This is a genomic window from Streptomyces sp. NPDC017979 (assembly GCF_044328175.1).
GTDB lineage: Bacteria > Actinomycetota > Actinomycetes > Streptomycetales > Streptomycetaceae > Streptomyces.
The window spans coordinates 465,659-483,096 of record NZ_JBIRGU010000004.1; the positions used below are offsets into that span (position 1 = coordinate 465,659).

Genomic DNA, 17,438 nt, shown 5'->3' on the forward strand with positions numbered 1-17,438 from the left:
TCGATGTCCCGGAGGAAATCACGGGCCCGATATCGATCGAGGGCGGCCGGACGGGCCGTGCGGCGCGGGCACGGGGTCGCCGTGGCCCTGCGGGAGCGTTGGTCTCCTCCGGACGGTGGTGGGCTTGTCGCGCAGCTCCCCGCGCTCCTGGAGCCGCACGCCCTCCTGGCGTAGCGGGCGGAACTGCGCGACAGGCCGAAGACGCCGTCGCGGACAGGCCCTGGGCGTTGTCCGACACATGGCGTCGTCCGTCCCTAAGGGGTGTCCGGGCTCGTCGGGGCGGACGGGTGAGGAGCCTCGGGGGCGGCGGGCGCGGCGGGCGCGTTCTCGTCCGGGAGCGTGAACCAGCGCCGGAGGCCGGTGTCGTACAGATGGGCGGGCCGGCCCTCGATGCCGCTCGTCCGGAACGGCGCTCCGCCGTCGTCGATCCGCACGGTCCCGGAGCGGTCGCTGGTGCTCCACTCCAGTTCCAGGTACCAGTCGCAGTCGCACCTGACCGTGCGGCCGGTGACCATCAGGACCTCCGGGTCCCGGATCGAGATCCGGTAGGGCAGGGACACGGCGGGGATCTCCGCGCCGGAGTCGTTGCCGGGTACGGAACGGGCCGTCGGGCGGGCGGCGTCGAGGTCGACGTCGAAGAGGCGGGGGGTCATCGTGCCCCCGCAGCCCATGCCCATCCCGTAGACGTTGCCGCGGTGCGGGGGGCGCTCGGCTGCCACCCGGACCCGGAGCGCCTGGATCACCACCGCCTGCTCGCTGCGGCCCTGGAGGGTCAGCCTGATCAGGGTGTCGCCGCCGTGCACCGCGCCCAGGGAGCGGGCCCACGGCTCGGCGTCGGACACGGAAGGCGGCGGGGGGACCGCCGACGGCGGGCGGTCGATGACGTAGGAGTGGTTGCAGCCGCCCGTCCAGAGGTGGTCGTCGACGTTCCAGGTGAACGGCGGGACACCGCTCGGGGACTTGGCGGCCCCTGCGGACTCCGAGGGTGCGGTACGGGAGCCGGTACGGCTCGGTCCCCCGGAGTCCGAGGCACCGGTCGGCCGGCCGGAAGCGGACGCGCGGGGCCTGGCGGACGTGCCGGGCGTCGGGCCGGCGACGAACGCCGAGGGGGCGGCGGCGCCCGCGTACCGCGGGGTGGGGACGTGCTCCGGGCCGCCCCGGCCTTCCAAGGAGGACGGCGCGAGTTCGAACGGCGGCAGGGCGAGGAGGGTCAGGACGGTCGCGGCGGCGACCAGTCCGGCGGCGCGGGCGACGCGACGCCGCTGCGGCGGCGGGCTTGGCGGTTGCTCTTTCGGAACGGGTACGGGGGCGGCATCGTGGCCCGGTTCGGCTTCCGGCTCCGCCCCTGGCTCCGGATCCGGCACCGTCCCTGGTTCCGGCTCCGGCTTCCCGGCCGTGCTCCGCTCCTGCGCCCCGGCAGCTGCACTCGCCTGACGTCTGCGGCGCTCCCCGTCCGCCAGCACCCAGAGGCGGTGCAGTGCGACGAGGTCGTCGCCGCGGCAGCCGCACAGCCGCGCCAGCCGTTCGACGGGGGAGAACTCCAGCGGCACGATGTGACCGGAGCAGTAGCGGTGGAGGGTGGATGCGCTGACGCCGACCCGACGGGCCAGAGTGCCGTAGCTGTGCCCCGACGCCTCCCGCAACTCCCGCAGTCGACGCGCGAAGACCTCGGTCTCCGAATCTGACGTGCTCAACCGTTCAAGCCCCCCGGCGTTGCGGGGTGGCGTTCCACCCCTGTCGGATATTCCCACGTCAATGGGGGTGGAATGGTTCCACCGTTCCACCAAAGGGCGGATCGCTTGCGGCCGTTCGCCGACGCTGCCGAACCTGTTGGTCGTCACATCGACCACTCAGCAGGGGGAAGCGACTCATGAAGAAGGTTCGCGTCGCCGCCGTGGCACTTGCCGCCGCGGCGTGCCTCGCCGGAGGCGTCACGTCCGCCCAAGCGGCTCCGGTCGGGGCCGAAGCCTCGGCGAGCACGCTCGCCGTGCCCGAGGTGAGGACGTTCACCGGCACGGGCATGGGCGTCTCGCAGGTCCAGGCGGTGGACAGCGCGGTCCGGTTCACCTACACGATCGCCCAGGGGTACGGCTGGCAGGCGAGCCAGTGCTACGTGCACTCCACCAGCGTCAGGTCGGTCGGCGGCGGCTTGTACTCCGCGGTCGCCAACCTGTTCTGCCAGCGCTGAGCGCCGCTTCCACCGTTCCAGCCACTCAAGCCACTCCAGCCGTTCAACAGGAAGGGAACACCGACATGACCTCGATCCTCGCCCGAACCGGCGTCGCCTTGGCGATCGCGGGCCTCGCCGCCTTCACGCCGACCGTCGCGCAGGCGGACGTCAGCGTCCAGGAGACGCAGGCGTTCACCGGCTCTTCGTACGAGCAGAGCTCCGGCAAGGCCAAGCGGGAAGCCGAGGCCCAGGCCCGTCGCTACGCCCTGCTCAGCGGGTTCAACAACGATCAGTGCGTGCTGCTCTACTCGTACTCCGACGGGGCCGGGTTCGGCTGGTGGTACGGCTACGCCGGAATCAGGTGCACCCGCTGATCCGCATCCACTGATCCGCATCCGCTGACGCCGTTTCCACGAGCCGACTCGTGGAACGGTCAACAGGACCCGTCCGACTCGATCAGGTCGGACGGGTCCTCCCGTCATACGGAACGCTTCCAGCAGGCCACCAGCACCGCCGCAGCGGCGGTGACCCCGGCGGACGTCAGGGCCAGGGAGACGGAGCGGTGGTCCACGACGACTCCGCCGAGCAGCGCTCCGAGCGAGATGGTGGCCTGGAACGACGCGGTGAACAGCACGGACGCCGCCTCCGGCGCGGTGGGTGCGGCGCGGGCGAAGGAGGCGCTGGAGCAGACCGGGACGGCTCCGTACGCAAGGCCCCACAGGGCCAACAGGGCCAGCGCGCCGACCGCCGAACCTCCCAGTGCCGGCAGCGACAGCGTGGCGAGGGACAGCAGGGCCGCCGCGCCGGCGAACGCGGCCCGGGGGCTGTGCGCCACGGCGGCAGCGCCGATGAAGGTGCCCGCCGTGCCCGCGGCGCCGAAGACGAGCAGACCGACGGTGACCAGCTCGGGTCCGGCTCGGGTGACCTGTTCCAGGAACGGGGTGACGTAGGTGTACGCACCGAAGTGGGCCAGCACCAGGAGGAACGTCAGTGCCAGCGCGACGCCGGCGCCGGGTCCGCGCAGCGCGGCGCGCAGGGCGGCCGGCCTCGTGGTGGCGGATGCGGGCAGCGGGGGCACCGTGCGGACCAACATCGCGCACGCCGCCAGGGTGAATCCGCCCATGGCGGCGAAGGCCGTGCGCCAGCCCGCGGCGTCGCCGACGAGGGTGCCCAGCGGGACGCCGAGCACCGACCCCACGGGAACCGCGGCGAACATGACCGCCGTCGCCCGGCCCGCCGTCCGCGCGGGCACCAACCGGCCGGCCAGCCCGGCACCGACCGACCAGAAGCCGCCGATCGTGACGCCCACCAGCACCCGGGACACCAGGACCAGCCAGTAGCTCGGCGCGGCGGCGACCAGGAAGTTGGCGAGCGCCAGCAACAGGAGGAAGGCCGCCAGCATCCGCCGTCGGTCGAACCGGGCCGTGGCCACGGTGACCAGCGGCGCGGCGATCGCGGCGACGAAGCCCGGCAACGTCATCGTCAGGCCGGCCGTGCCGTCGGAAACGGCGTAGGTGTCACCGATGGAGGTGAGGAGGCCGATCGGCAGGATCTCCGTGGTGACGATGGCGAAGATGCCGAGGGCCACCGCCACGACGGCGGGCCACGACCCCCGCGCCGGCGGGGGCGGCAGCGCATCGAACCCGCTGGTGGCGCCGGTGGGGGAAGGAGTGTTGACCGCGGACATGGGCTCCGTCCTGCTGTGGTGGTGTCGGGTGGAGGACCACCAGTGCAGCAACGACGGGGGCGGCGCTCCGGCAGGAATCCGACATCGCGGTCGGCGCCGACGTGGACGTCGGATTCCTGCCGGTGCCCGTCGGGACGCGCGCGGGCGCGTGGCCGTGCGCCGTCCGTCAGCCCACGCCCCCTCGCCACATGCTGACCACGACGTACGACTCCCCGTCCGCCGGCGGCCTCGTCCACGAGCGGGTGGTGAGCCAGTGCAGTCGCCCCTGCCTGATCGCATGGCGCGGCAAGTGGACGTGGTACTCACCGGTCACCGCTTCCAGGAGCGGCCGTTCCGCCTGGACGACGTCCTCTCCGGAGCCGAAGAAGCGGTCCGGGTCCAGTGCCGCTGGTATCGCACCGGTACGGCGCACCCTTCCGTCCGCGTACGTGAAGGCGTACTGCTCGATGCCGTTCTGCGCGACGGAGAGGTGGAAGAACGGCTCGCTGTCGGACCGTAGATCGCTCCACACCACCACCGCGCGGGTGCCCGCGCTGGCTTCCGCGGCCGGGGAGACGAATCGCTGCGCGTCGAAGGACGCGGGGTCGCCGTCGTAGGCGAAGCTCCAGCGCGGCCCGGCCCGGCCGACCGCCGCGAGGGCCTTGTCGTCGAAGGACGAGAACTCCCCCACTCCGCCGAACAGTCGGTGCCGGGCTTCGTCGGAGGTCATGGGGTCGTCGAGCGCCGTCGCGTCCCCGTCCGAGAGGCGTCCGGGGAGGTCCTGCGGCTGCACGCCTTCGACCAGGACGAACCGGAAGGGCCTGCGGTTGCCGTACTGGTCGGGGTCGGCGAGCCACGCCAGGCCGGACGGGTCGAGTCCGGCCGTCGGTTCCGGGGCCTCGCCCGGCTGGCCGCCCCTGGGCATGGCCAGCAGTTCGCGCCCCCGTTCCGGGGTGATCAAGGGCCCGAGCAGGGGATCCGCCAACCAGCCCAGCGGCGCCAGGTCGTCCGGGCCCAGCGGCGTCCACGCCGGCAGGGCCGCCATGAACGTCCGCCACGCCCCGTCGGTGTCCCCCCAGCGCGCCGACTCCCGCGCCCGCGAGACCGCTTCCCCGAAGGGGCCGGCCGGGGCGTACCGGTACGTGTCGGCGCTCACCCGCATCCGGGCCGCGGGGCCCGTCATCATCTCAAGCCCGTGCCGCCGGACGGTCGCCGATTCATCGACGTACCCCCTGCAAGGCTCACGGAGCAGACGGCGGATCTGGTCGCCCAACTCGGCGGCCCCCGGCCTGCCGTACTCGAACGCCTCGTCGAACGCGGCCATGGCCCCGCCCCAGTCGCCGCGCAGCGCGTCCAGCCGGGCCTGCGCCATCCGGGCGTCGAGTTCACGCGTCGTGTCGTTGACGAACTCCGGCTCCCCGTCGCCCGGGCGTGAGCGCAGGCTGTGGAACTCCTTGTGCATGTCCCGCATGAACTCGGCGAAGTTCGCGTACCGCTCGGGCGGTGCGGCCCGCCAGCTCGCCCAGGTGTACACGGCCCACTCGCCGTCCTCGTCCACGTCCTCGGGGTCCATGAGGACGTGGGATATGTCGGACTTGACGTCGAGTTGGAGCCCGCGGCGCCACAGGTTCGCCTCCTGGCGTTCATCGGGCCCGGAGTCCTCGTCCAGGTGCTCCTCGAAGATGTCCGCGAGCCCGGACTCATTGTCGTGCCAGCGCGCCTCCGCGGTCCCCGCCAGCAGGTACACGGATCCACCCGCGTGCCGCCACCCGTCGCTCACCTGGAGGAACTCCCGGTACGACGGCGGCATCCGCACGCCGAGGCGCTGTTCCATGGCCACGATCCGCTCCTCCGACGCGGGCGGGAACCCTAACCACCTGGCCCGCCCGACGGCTTCGTCGTCCTCGTGCACCGTCTCCTGTGCGAGCACGGAGTCCGCCCACTCACCGCTCCATCGGCGCAGGAACGGCCGCCAGTCGAAGGGTGCCCCACCGGTTGTGCCCGTCGCATCGGTCGTATCCGCCTGTTCCTTCGTGTTCGTCATGCGTCCGATGCTGTCAGCCGCCACTGACACTGCGCCGCGCCACCGACCACGGCCCGCATCGGACCGCTCCAACGAGCACTAATCTGTGGGCGACTTGAACACATCACGTAGAGGTACTGTGCATGGGAAGACTGTTCCAACTGCTGTCGCTGCCTCGAATGGTGCGTCATCTCGACGCGACCGCCGTCGGGTTGCCGGTGGACGACGAAATACGGTTCGACGCCCTGGAGCCACGCGTCGAGCGGGCGTGCGCAATGGCCCGGCAGGGCTCGTTCGGGCCTGCGAAGGAGCTGCTGGTCGCCGCTCGCGAGACGGCCGACTGGTGGTTGCGCCGCCAGGCGTCCCGCGAGCTCGGCGAAACCGCGCTCACCAGCCCCGCCTGGCTGGAGGAGTGGCACGAGGAGTCACCGGGGGATCCCGATCTGGCGCTGGTCCGTGCCGAGTTCGCCGTCGCTCAGGCGTGGGACGTACGCACCACGGCTCGTGCCTCTCAGGTGGCGTTGGAGCAGTTCAAGGGCTTCCACGCCTTGCTCCAGGACGCGCTGCCGGTGCTGGAGCGGGCGGTTGAGCTCAATCCCGAGGACCCCACGCCGTGGGCCGTCGTCCTCCAGCACGACCTCGGTTCGGGGGCGCCCCGGGAGCTGTTCGAGGAACATCTGCGCGAGGCGCTGGATCGCGATCCGCACAACTGGTCCGCGCATGCGGTTGCGGTGCAGTTCCTGGCTGCCAAGTGGTACGGCTCGCACGAGGAGATGTTCGCCTTCGCCGAACGCGCCGCAGCGCAGTGCCCGGACGACGGCCCGCTGCGCGGGCTGCCGGTGGTGGCGCTGTCGGAGCTGATGCTGGACGACGAGCTCCCGGACGAGCCGGGACTCCGCTACGGTCCGATCGGCCAGGACCGGGTGGACGCGGCGATCGCGGCGGCGCTCGAACTCTCGGCGACCCGTCCCCAGGGCGAGCCGCGGATCGCGCTCGTCCGCAACCACCTGGCATGGGCGTTGATCAGGGACGAGAGGCCCGCGCCCGAAGTCCTGGACGTGTTCCGGGCCGTCGGCACCGGCGCGACGACCTACCCGTGGGCGTACACCGGCGAAGGCGCCTCGATCTTCTTCTCCTACCGGCTGCAGGCCCGGACGCGAGTGGCACAAGCCACCCCGTTCTTCCGGGGAACGGTCCCCCTGCCGGCGGGAGCGCGGGACGGAGCCGGTTCGGCGGGCGGCCCCGACGCGGGCGACGGCCCGACGTCCCGGCAGACCGCCGCGGGGGCGCGCCGCGAGTTGGCCCTCGTTCCCGCGCCGATCGCTCAGGTCGCGGACGCGGTGTCGCTCACCGGCGTCACCTACCGCATGGCCCCTCTGGTCCGTGCAGGGTGCACCCTCGTCGAGGTCGCGCCCTCCCAGGAGTCGACCGGCAACACCGGCAAGCCGTCCGGCCTGCGGCGGACGCTGCTCGGCGAAGGCGATCTCGTCCGCCTGGCCAAGACGTTCAGCACCGCACAGCCCTGGCCGGTGCTGGTGGTCTCCCGGGTCGACGGCGCCTACGGGATCAGTCTGGTGCGCGAGCGGAAGATCGTCACCGTGCACTTCTGGCGGGGTGCGGAGGGCGCTCCGCCGCACGCGGAGGCCACGGAGACGGCCACGGCCCTCGTCGCCGCGTTCCCCGAGGGGGACGTCAAGCAGGTCACCGCGGCGTTGCGCGACCCGGGCGACGGGCGAGGACCGCTGGACTCGGCGCTCGCAGCGCTGCGGTTGCCCGGTCTGCCCGAGGGGTACGGGGAGGGCTTCGAGGTGCTCGCGGAAGCGCCTCAGGTACGGCTGGTGGAGAAGCGCTCCCTCATGTCGTCCCTGCGCGCCCCCGACCGCCGGTCCTAGGGAGCGTCCGGCCGGGTGGGGGGTGCCCGGCCGGACGTGGCTCTGCTACGGTGCGACGCATGTTCCTCTTCCGTGTGTAGGAGTCAGTGCCGACTGCGCCCCGCCGGGGCGCGGTTCTCGCTGCCCTAGCACACCTTGAGCGCCGCTCGTTCGGCGCTGTCTTTTGAGGGACATCCCATGTCTTCGTCTTCGACGCCCCCTTCGTATGCGGCTGTGTTGCGCACCCGCTACGCCCGCCGCACGTTCGGTGCGGCCCTGTTGGGCCGACTCTCCTACGGAATGATCTCCCTGTCGCTGGTTCTTGCGGTCAAGGAGGCCACCGACTCCTATGCCGTAGCCGGCACCGTCGTGGCGCTGTTCGCGCTGACCAGCGTGTTCCTCTCGCCCACGCGTGCCGGTTTGGTCGACCGGTACGGGCCGCGACGGGCCCTGTTGCCCATGGCGGTCGCCTACTCGCTCTTGTTGACCGCGCTGGCGTTCGCCACCTCGTGGTCGGGCGCTTCGGGCGTCCTGCTCGGGATCCTGGCGTTGCCGGCGGGGGCGTGCACGCCGCCGCTGGGGCCGGTGATGCGGACGGTGTGGAGCAACCTGCTGCCGGACCGGCGGATGGTGCAGCGCGCGTACAGCCTCGACGCGGTCGCTGAGGAACTCCTCTTCGTCGTCGGGCCGTTGCTGGTCGGGCTGCTGGTGCAGGTGTCCGCCGCGTCGATCGGGCTCGGGGTGAGCGCCGCGTTGGTGCTGATCGGCACGGTCACCATGGTCTCGTCGCCGGCCGTTCGCAGTTGGGTCGGCCGCAAGGATGCCAAGGAAGCCTTGGTAGGCGAGGGAGCCACTGAGGCCACGGCCGGCACGGCGGCTTCCGACGGGGATTCCGGCGCGTCGCGCCGGCGGCTGCTGTTGACCGACCCCGGGCTGCGACAGGCGATCGTCGTCTCCGCCACCGTGGGCATCTGCCTGGGCGCGTTCGAGCTGTTGGTGATCGCGTTCGCCGACGCCCATCACGAGCCCGCTGCGGTCGCCTGGATCCTGGCCGCGCTGTGCGGCGGCAGCGCCGTCGGCGGCTTGATCTACGGCGCGGTCTCCTGGCGCGCCTCCAGCCGGCTGCGGCTGGCGTTCGTCGCGGGGGCCCTGGGGCTGACCCTGGCCGCGGCGGGGCTGTCCCCGCACCCGTACGTGCTCATCGCGTGGGCGGCGCTCGGCGGGCTGTTCATCGCCCCGGCCATCACCACCGCCTATCTGATCGCCGACGAGTGCTCCACCCCGGCCACCCGCACCCAGGCGGGGGCGTGGGTCAACACCTCGTTCAACGCCGGTTCGGCGGGGGCGACGGCCGCCGTCGGGCTCCTGGTGGGGCGGCTGCCGCTGGCGGTGTGCTTCGCGCTGGCCGCGATCCCGGTCGTGTCGTCCGCGGCGACCGTCCTGCGCCGGCCGCGTCGTGCGGTCGCCGACTCCGACGCCCCGCTTGAGTCCGCGCAGCAGCAGGCGCGGGACACGGCGCGGCGGGTGTCCGTCAGCAAGTGACCGACGCGGCTCCGCACGTCAGTCGGTGTGCTCCAGGAGCCCGTCAGCCCAGTTCCGGACGGTTCGGGCGGTGGTCGCGGCGTGGTCCTCGACGATGGTCCAGTGGTCGCCCGGGACCTCCGCGGTGTCGTAAGGGCCGGGCCAGGGCGCCCGGCCCTTACGGCCCGTGTCCGCATCCGACGGGCGGTCCGCGGCGCGGACCAACAGAACCGGGACCTTCAGGGGTTCGGGGCGCCAGCCGCGGAGCATCTGGGTGTAGGAGCCGAACGAGGTCAGGGCCGCGTCGTCCACCGCGGTGTCGAACTCGGTTCCCATGGCGAGGGCCATCCGGGCGGGCAGGGCGAGCAGCCACGGCTCGTCCTCCCGTTCGGGGGTCACGTGGTAGCTGTCGAGGAGGACCAGGCCGGCGGGCGGCGTGCCGGTGGCCGCGAGCCGGGCGGCGACCGCATGGGCCGGGCAGCCGCCCATGGACCAGCCGACCAGGACGGGGCGGCGCCCCTCCAGCCGTTCGCGCAGGGTGGCCGCGTGCAGGTCCACCAGGGTCGACCAGTCGCGCGGGGCCGCGTCTCCGGACGCGATCCCCGGGTGCCGCACTTCCAGTACGTCCCGGTCGTCCTCGAAGTGGCGGGCGAGCGCGGCGTACCAGGGCCTGCCGAGGGTCGGGGAGAAGCCGGGGAAGCACACCAGCGGCGGCCGGTCCGGGGCGCCCTTGGCCAGGTGGAGCGGGTCGACGGCGTGTGCGGCGGCGTCCTCGGGGCCGAAGCCGGGGAACGCCAGGGAGGCGGTCACGAGCAGGTGCATCGCCGAGACGACGTCGCCCGTCGCGCACACCCGGCGGTAGAGGGAGGCAAGGGTCTGCGGGGGCCGGGTCGCCGCGGGGCGTGCCGCTTCGGCGGCGGCTCCGGCCCGCGGTGGCGGTGTCTCGGCGAGCCGGCTGAGCAGATGGTCCGTCAGCCGTTGGCAGGTGGGCAGGTCGAAGGTGAGGGTGGGCGGCAGGTCGAGGCCGGTGAGCAGGGCGAGCCTGTTGCGCAGTTGCACGGCGGCCAGGGAGTCGAGGCCGAGTTCGCCGAGGGCCCGGTCGGGCGTGACGGCGGCGGCTCCGCCGTGTCCGAGCACGTCGGCGACGACCGTGCGGACCAGGGCGAGCAGGGCGGGGGCGCGGTCGGCGGCGGGCAGTTGCGCCAGTCGTACGTGCCAGGCGCCGGGCGTCTCGTCCGGGGCCGGTTCGGTGGCGTCGGAGCGGGTGCCGGCATCGACCGGCGGTGGGATGACGTCCCGCAGGGGCGGCGGGACGGGGCGGCGCGGCCGGGACGCCGCCGGGTCCAGCGGCAGCGGCGCGAGGACGGGCTCGCCCGCGGCGAGGGCGGCGCCGAACAGCGCCAGTCCCTCGTCAGCGGTGACGGCCCGGAGCACGCCGTCGCGCGTCCGGCCGGTGCGGACGGCCATGCCCTCGCCGCCCGTCCCGGGTGATGCCCACGGTCCCCACGCCAGCGAGAGCGCGGGCAGCCCCCGGGCCGTGCGGTGCAGCGCGAGGGCGTCGAGGAAGGAGTTCGCGGCGGCGTAGCCGGCCTGGCCGGGGTTGCCGAGCAGGCCCGCCGCCGAGGAGAAGAGCACGAAGCGGGACAGGGGCAGGTCCTGCGTCAACTCGTGCAGGTGCCACGCCGCGTCCGCCTTCGGGTGCAGCACGGCCGCGATGCGCTCGGGCGTCTGGCCCTCCAGCACGCCGTCGTCGAGCACACCCGCCGTGTGCACCACCGCGGTCAGGTCGGCGCCGCGCTCGGCGATCAGCCGGGCCAGTGCGGAGCGGTCGGCGGCGTCGCAGGCGACCACGTCGACCCGGGCGCCGGCCCGCTCGATGCGTTCCCGCAACTCCTCTGCGCCGGGGGCGTTTGGGCCGCTGCGGCTGGTGAGCAGCAGGCGCCGTACGCCGTGGTGCTCGGCCAGATGACCGGCGAGCAGGGCGCCGAGTGCCCCCGTACCGCCGGTGATGAGCACGGTGCCGTCGGTCGGGAACGCGCCTCCGGGGGCGGGCTCGGCCGGCGCCGGGCGGGTCAGCCGTGGCACGTGCACCCTGCCGGCGCGGACGGCGAGTTGGGGTTCGTCGCTCGCGAGGGCGGCCGGCAGCCGGCGCAGGGAATCCGGGTGGTCGTCGACGTCGACGAGGGTGAGGCGGCCGGGGTATTCGGACTGGGCGGTGCGCGCCAGGCCCCAGACGGCGGCGGCCGGCAGCTCCGGGTTCTTTCCGGTGGCGCCGCGGGTCACCAGGACCAGACGCGTTCCCGGGGTCAGGGCGGGCAGTCGGCCGCGCAGCAGCTCCAGTGCGCGGGTGACCAGGTCGTGGACTGCGGCCGGCTGGTCAGCGGTGGGGGCGGGCGGGGCCAGGGAGACGACGAGCGTGGTGGCGGACGCCCCGGGGTCCGCCGGGCCGGCTGCGGGAAGTCCCGTCGCGAGGCCGAGGTCGTCCGGCGTGCCCACCTGCCAGCCGGGCGGGGTCGAGGGGGACAGGTCGACGGGCTTCCAGTGCGGGCGGTACAGCGGCTCCGGCCGCGCGGTCGCGCCGGCGTCGCCCACCGGCCGGGTGGTCAACTCCGCCATGCGCAGCACGGGCCGCCCGGCCGGATCGCTGAGCTCCGCCGTGACGGTGTGGTCGCCGGTGGGGCGCAGCCTGACCCGTACGGCGGTGGCTCCCGCGGTGTGTCTGCCGACGCCCCGCAGGGCGAACGGCAGCCGGCCGGTCCCGCCCGGCCGTCCCGGTTCGGCGGGGAGCAGCAGCGAGGCGTGCAGGGCGGCGTCGAACAGTGCGGGGTGCAGGTCGTAGCGGTGCGCATCGGGCCCGGTGTCGTCGGGGAGGCGTACGTCGGCGAGCAGTTCGTCGCCGTGCCGCCACAGGGCCCGTACGCAGCGGAACGCCGGGCCGTACGCGTGGCCCGCGGCCGCCAGGCGCTCGTACGCCCCGGTCAGGTCGACGGGCTCGGCGCCGGCCGGCGGCCAACTGTCTTCGTCGCCGGGGGCCCGGTCGGGGTCGGCGGTCGACGGGCCGAGGAGTCCGGTGGCGTGGTGGGTCCACGTGCCGAGGGGGCCGTCGTCACCGGGGCGGGCGTGCAGGTCGACGGTCCTGCGGCCGGCGGGGTCCGGGGCGCCGAGCGCCACCTGCACCTCGACGTGTCCCTCGGGGTCGGGCAGGTGCAGCGGGTGGAGCAGGGTGAGCTCAGCCAACTCCGTCAGGTCGCAGCCGGCGCCGGTGGTGAGTGCGAGGTCGGCGAGCGCGGTGGCGGGCACCAACACCCGGCCGTGCACGACGTGGTCGCGCAGCCAGGGCTGTCCGGCCGTTGACAGCCGACCGGTGCTCAGCAGCCGGTCGGTGTCCGGAAGGCTCGTCGTCGTGGTCAGCACGGGGTGGTGGCCGGTGTGGTGCGCGGTCGGGTCGGCGGGGCCCGTGGCGGTGGCGGGGGGCGCGGTCAGCCAGTGGCGTTCGCGCTGGAAGGGGTAGGTGGGCAGGTCGATCCGTCGGGCGGGCGGGCCCGATCGGCCCCGGTGGACGGCCGCCCAGTCGACGGGGAGGCCGTGCACGTGCAGCCGGGCGAGGGCCGTCAGGAGGGTGCGGGGCTCGGGGTGGCCGCGCCGGGTCGTCGCGGTGAACACCCGGTCCCCGGGCTCCCCGACGGTGCTCAGCGCGGCCGAGGTGAGGTGGGCTGCGGGGCCGACTTCGACGAACGCGCTCACGCCGGCCCCGTCCGCGAGGTGGCGTACGGCGTCGGCGAAGCGCACCGGCCGGCGGGCGTGGCGGACCCAGTAGTCGGCCGAGCGCAGGTCGTCCCCGGTGGCGGGGCGTCCGGTGAGGGTGGAGACGAGCGGGATGCGGGGTTCGTGGAAGGTGACGCGCGATGCGGCGGCGGCGAACCCGGCGAGCGCGGGTTCGACGAGCGGGGAGTGGAAGGCGTGCCGGGTGCCCAGGCGTTCGGTGCGGTGGCCGCGGGCGGCGAGGTTCCGTGCCACGGCCACCACAGCGGGCTCCGCCCCGGAGACGACGACGGACCGCGGGCCGTTCACCGCGGCGATCGCGACCGGTCCGGCGGCCGCGGGGGTCCGCGCGAGTTCCGCCGTCACCTCGTCCTCGGTGGCGGCCACGACCACCATGGCGCCGTCGGCCGGCAGGTCCTGCATCAACCGACCGCGCGCTGCGACCAGTTCGACGGCGTCGTCCTCCGTGAGGACGCCCGCCGCGTGCGCTGCCGCGAGTTCGCCGACCGAGTGGCCGGCCAGCACGTCGGGCCGCACGCCCCAGGAGGCGAGCAGTTCGAACAGGGCGACCTCGAAGGCGAACAGGCCGGCCTGTGCGACGTCGGTGCGCTCCAGCGCGTCGACGTCGTGGCCCGGCTCGGGCCACAGGCTCGCGCGCAGCGGCCGGTCCCCCGCGCCGACGGCGTCGAACCGTGCGCACAGCGCGTCGAAGGCGTCGGCGAAGACGGGGTGGGCGGCGTGCAGTTCGCGGCCGAGGCCGGGGCGCAGGGAGCCCTGGCCGGTGAAGAGCAGGGCCAGTCGCGGGGCCGCGTGGATCGGGGCGGGGGTCGTCGCCCCGGCGGCCAGCCGGTCCAGTTCGTCGAGCAGGGCGGCGCGGTCGTCCGCGGGCACCGCCGCCCGGTGGCGGAGGGCGGCGCGGGTGGTGGCGGCGGTGAACACCACGTCACCGAGGGGTTGTTCGGGTCGCTCCCGGAGGAAGGCGGCGGTGCGCCGGGCCTGGGCGCGCAGGGCGGCTTCGTCGGCGCCGGACAGCAGGAGCGGTAGTTGCGCGGCGGCCGGCCGGCGCTCACCGTCCGCACCTGCGACACCTGCGACGGGTTCCGCGTCGGCTGCCTCCACTGCGGCAGGCTCCGCGTCGGCTTGCTCCAGGATCACGTGCGCATTGGTGCCGCCGATGCCGAAGGCGGACACCGCGGCGCGCCGCGGCTGCCCGGGGGCGGGGTGCCACGGCTGCGGGCGGGTCAGCGGCCTGAGCGCGCCCGAGGCCCAGTCGACGCCGGGGGACGGCTCGTCCAGGTGGAGCGTGCGCGGCAGTACGCCGTGCCGCATCGCGAGCACGGTCTTGATGACTCCGGCGACACCGGCCGCGGCCTGGGTGTGGCCCAGGTTGGACTTGAGGGAGCCGAGCCACAGGGGCCGGTCGGCCGGGCGTTCGGGCCCGTAGGCGGCGAGCAGCGCCCGCGCTTCGATGGGGTCGCCGAGCGGGGTTCCGGTGCCGTGGGCCTCCACCGCGTCGATGTCGGCGGGGGTGAGTCCGGCGGCGGCCAGGGCCTGGCCGATCAGTCGTTCCTGGGCGGATCCGCTGGGCGCCGTCAGGCCGTTGGACGCGCCGTCCCCGTTGACGGCGGAGCCGCGGAGCACGGCGAGCACCGGATGTCCGTTGCGCCGTGCGTCGGACAGCCGTTCCAGCAGCACCAGTCCGATGCCCTCGCCCCAGGCGGTGCCGTCGGCGGCGGCGGAGAACGGCTTGCAGCGGCCGTCCGGGGCGAGCCCGCGCAGCCGGCTGAACGCGACGAACGGCGCCGGGCTGGCCATGACGGTGGCGCCGCCGGCCACCGCTAGGGAGCACTGCCCGGAGCGCAGCGCCCGCGCCGCCCAGTCCATCGCCACCAGCGACGAGGAGCAGGCGGTGTCCACGGTCACCGCGGGCCCCTCCAGGCCGAGGGTGTAGGAGATGCGTCCGGACGCCACGCTGCCGGCCGAGCCGAGGGCGAGGTGGGCCTCCTGCTCGTGGCCGCCGCGGTGCAGCAGGCGGCCGGCGTAGTCGGCGTGCATCACTCCGACGAAGACGCCGGTGTCGCTGCCGCGCAGGTCGGTGGGGGCGATCCCGGCCCGCTCCACCACCTCCCACGCGGTCTCCAGCAGCAGCCGCTGCTGGGGGTCGGTGGCCCGCGCCTCCCGGGGCGACATGCCGAAGAAGGCCGCGTCGAAGTCGGCGGCCCGGCGCAGGAATCCGCCGCGCCGGGTGGTCGACGTGCCCGGCCGGTCGGGGTCGGGGTCGTACAGGGCGGCCAGGTCCCAGCCCCGGTCGGCGGGGAAGCCGGAGGTGGCGTCGGCGCCGTCGGCGAGCAGCCGCCACAGCTCCTCCGGCGTGCGGACGTCGTCCACGGGGCCCGGGAAGCGGCAGGCCATCGCGACCACGGCCACCGGTTCGTCGGGCACCCGGGCGGGCCCGCGGCCGTCGGCCGGGCGGGCCGCCGACTCCGGGGCGCCGAACAGCGCGTCGTGCACGAAGTCGGCCACGGCGTCCGGGGTCGGCCGGTCGAAGACCAGGGTCGGGGGCAGTTCGAGACCGGTGGCCGCGGCGAGCCGGTCGCGCAGCAGTACGCCCTGGAGGGAGCCGAGCCCCCGGTCGGCGAAGGTCTGCCCGGGGTCGCCGCCCCCTGCGTCGTCGGCCGTGGGCATGGCGTCGAGGACGAGCCGCAGCAGCGCGCGCCGCCGTTCGGGGGCGGACGAGGCCAGCAGCCCGGCGCGCAGTTCGGCGCTGGCGTGCGCGCGGTCCTGCGCGAGGGCGTCGACGAGCCGGGCGGCGAGGACGGTCCGCCGGACCTTGCCGGACGAGGTGCGGGGCAGGGGTCCGCTCGTCCGGAACTCGTCCGGCACCTTGAACGCGGACAGCCGCCGCCGGCACTCGGCCCGCAACTCCGCCAGGTCGACGCCCTGCGGGCCGGGGACGACGAACGCCACCGGGACCTCCCCCAGGACGTCGTGGCGGCGGCCGACGACGGCCGCGTCCGCGACGCCGGGACAGGACAGCAACGCCTGCTCCACTTCCACCGGGTTGACGTTCTGGCCGCCGCGGATGATCAGGTCGACCGCGCGGCCGGTGACCCGCAGCCCGCGGTCCGGGGTGCGGTGGCCGAGGTCGCCGGTGCGGTACCAGCCGTCCCGCAGGACCTGTGCCGTGGCGTCGGGGCGGCCGTGGTAGCCGGTCATCAGGCCGGGGCCGCGCACCCAGATCTCGCCCTCGTCGCCGTCGGCAACGGCGTCCCCGGAGACCGGGTGGGTGAGCTTGACGTCCATGCCGGGCAGCGGCCGCGGCACCCGGTCCGGGCCCGGTGCGCCGGGCAGGGCGAGGGTGATCTTGCCGCTGGTCTCGGTGGAGCCGTAGCCGTCCAGCAGCGGTGCGCCCAGCAACTCTTCGGTCGCGGCGAGGAGTTCGGCGGGGCAGGGCGCTCCCCCGGTCAGGCAGACCCGCAGCCCGCCGGGGAGCGGCGGGGTGTCGCGCACCGCGCCGACCAGCAGGTGGTACGTGGCCGGGACGCCGGCCAGCATCGTGAAGGGCTCGTCCGGCGGCTGTCGCCGCAGGGCCTGCTCGACGTCCACGCCGCGGTCCAGGAGGTGGGCGCTCGCGCCGGTGGCGACGACCGCGACGAGGCACAGCGACTGGGCGTAGGCGTGGTGCAGCGGGAGCGGCCACAGCAGCCGGTCCCGTTCGGACATGCCGAGCAGCGGTGCGTAGGCGGCGGCGGTGGACCACAGCAGGGCCCGCTGGGTCGTCACGGCGCCCTTGCGGGTGCCGGTGGTGCCGGAGGTGTAGAGGATCCACGCGGGCTCGTCGAGTCCGAGGTCGTCGCGCGGCGGCTCGGGGGCGTCGGTCGCGGCGAGTTCTTCGTACGGCACCTGCTGGACGGGTTGCTCGCCCGGCGGTGCCGCGGGGCCCACGACCACGCCGGCCCGCAGCGGGGTCCGGCCGCTCGCCGCCCGCGTCAGCCGGGCGAGGAGCGGCGCCTCGGCGACGGCCGCGACGGCGCCGCTGTCGGCGAGGACGTGGGCGAGTTCGTCGTCGGCGGCCTTCGGGTCCAGCGGCACGCCGACGGCGCCGGCCCGCAGGGCGGCGAGGGAGCCCTCCACCATCTCCAGCCGGCTGGGCAGGTAGAGCAGCACCCGGTCCCCGCGGCGGATCCCGAGCCGCGCCAGATGGCCGGCGACGCGGGCCGTACGACGTTCCAACTCGGCCCACGTCACCTTGTGCTGACCGGCGCTGAACGCGGTCCCGCGCGCCGCGCGGGCGGCGTGCAGCCTCAACGCCTCGGCCAACGGACGGACCAGCTCCGCGTGAACCTCCGTCATGCGCACCCCTTTTGCACTCCCCGGACCCGATGCTCAACGACTATAGGGTCAGCACGAGTTGGAGCCGGGTGG

8 protein-coding genes are annotated in these 17,438 nt (G+C 74.7%); 4 read left to right on the top strand and 4 right to left on the bottom strand.

Features of this window, described 5'->3' with window-relative positions; translation table 11 throughout:
* Positions 1–254: 254 nt before the first annotated feature.
* Positions 255–1,694 carry a helix-turn-helix domain-containing protein gene (locus ACH4E8_RS14995; protein ID WP_398448058.1) on the bottom strand — a complete coding sequence of 480 codons (1,440 nt, stop codon included), beginning with the start codon at positions 1,692–1,694 and terminating at the stop codon, positions 255–257.
* Positions 1,695–1,870: 176 nt separating this feature from the next.
* On the opposite strand from ACH4E8_RS14995, the gene ACH4E8_RS15000 reads away from it, so the two are divergent.
* On the top strand, positions 1,871–2,188 hold the full coding sequence (locus ACH4E8_RS15000) for a hypothetical protein (protein ID WP_398448060.1): 318 nt from the start codon (positions 1,871–1,873) through the stop codon (positions 2,186–2,188).
* Positions 2,189–2,253: 65 nt separating this feature from the next.
* Positions 2,254–2,544: a hypothetical protein gene (locus tag ACH4E8_RS15005; protein ID WP_398448062.1), complete on the top strand. Its 291-nt coding sequence runs from the start codon at positions 2,254–2,256 to the stop codon at positions 2,542–2,544.
* Between the two features lie 104 nt (positions 2,545–2,648).
* On the opposite strand, the gene ACH4E8_RS15010 is transcribed toward ACH4E8_RS15005, so the two are convergent.
* Positions 2,649–3,857, bottom strand: coding sequence for an MFS transporter (locus ACH4E8_RS15010; RefSeq protein WP_398448064.1), 1,209 nt, complete (start codon positions 3,855–3,857; stop codon positions 2,649–2,651).
* Between the two features lie 166 nt (positions 3,858–4,023).
* A complete protein-coding gene (locus ACH4E8_RS15015; RefSeq protein WP_398448066.1) occupies positions 4,024–5,880 on the bottom strand; it encodes an SMI1/KNR4 family protein in 1,857 nt (618 codons plus the stop codon).
* 122 nt (positions 5,881–6,002) lie between these two features.
* Here ACH4E8_RS15015 and ACH4E8_RS15020 point away from each other — a divergent pair, with 122 nt between their 5' ends.
* Together ACH4E8_RS15020 and ACH4E8_RS15025 are read left to right on the top strand one after the other, a co-directional pair.
* Complete coding sequence (locus ACH4E8_RS15020; protein ID WP_398448068.1) at positions 6,003–7,751, top strand: hypothetical protein; 1,749 nt, start codon at positions 6,003–6,005, stop codon at positions 7,749–7,751.
* Between the two features lie 213 nt (positions 7,752–7,964).
* The gene (locus ACH4E8_RS15025) at positions 7,965–9,272 is read left to right on the top strand and encodes an MFS transporter (protein WP_398448070.1); all 1,308 of its coding nucleotides are present in this window, start codon (positions 7,965–7,967) and stop codon (positions 9,270–9,272) included.
* A gap of 18 nt (positions 9,273–9,290) precedes the next feature.
* On the opposite strand, the gene ACH4E8_RS15030 is transcribed toward ACH4E8_RS15025, so the two are convergent.
* Positions 9,291–17,366, bottom strand: coding sequence for a type I polyketide synthase (locus tag ACH4E8_RS15030; RefSeq protein ID WP_398448072.1), 8,076 nt, complete (start codon positions 17,364–17,366; stop codon positions 9,291–9,293).
* Between the last annotated feature and the right edge of the window lie 72 nt (positions 17,367–17,438).

What these genes read in the sequence shown, in the direction of transcription:
- ACH4E8_RS15020 (WP_398448068.1), top strand. Translation starts at nt 6,003, where the DNA reads ATGGGAAGACTGTTCCAACTGCTGTCGCTGCCTCGAATGGTGCGTCAT.
- ACH4E8_RS15010 (WP_398448064.1), bottom strand. Translation starts at nt 3,857, where the DNA reads ATGTCCGCGGTCAACACTCCTTCCCCCACCGGCGCCACCAGCGGGTTC.
- ACH4E8_RS15000 (WP_398448060.1), top strand. Translation starts at nt 1,871, where the DNA reads ATGAAGAAGGTTCGCGTCGCCGCCGTGGCACTTGCCGCCGCGGCGTGC.
- ACH4E8_RS15030 (WP_398448072.1), bottom strand. Translation starts at nt 17,366, where the DNA reads ATGACGGAGGTTCACGCGGAGCTGGTCCGTCCGTTGGCCGAGGCGTTG.
- ACH4E8_RS15005 (WP_398448062.1), top strand. Translation starts at nt 2,254, where the DNA reads ATGACCTCGATCCTCGCCCGAACCGGCGTCGCCTTGGCGATCGCGGGC.
- ACH4E8_RS15015 (WP_398448066.1), bottom strand. Translation starts at nt 5,880, where the DNA reads ATGACGAACACGAAGGAACAGGCGGATACGACCGATGCGACGGGCACA.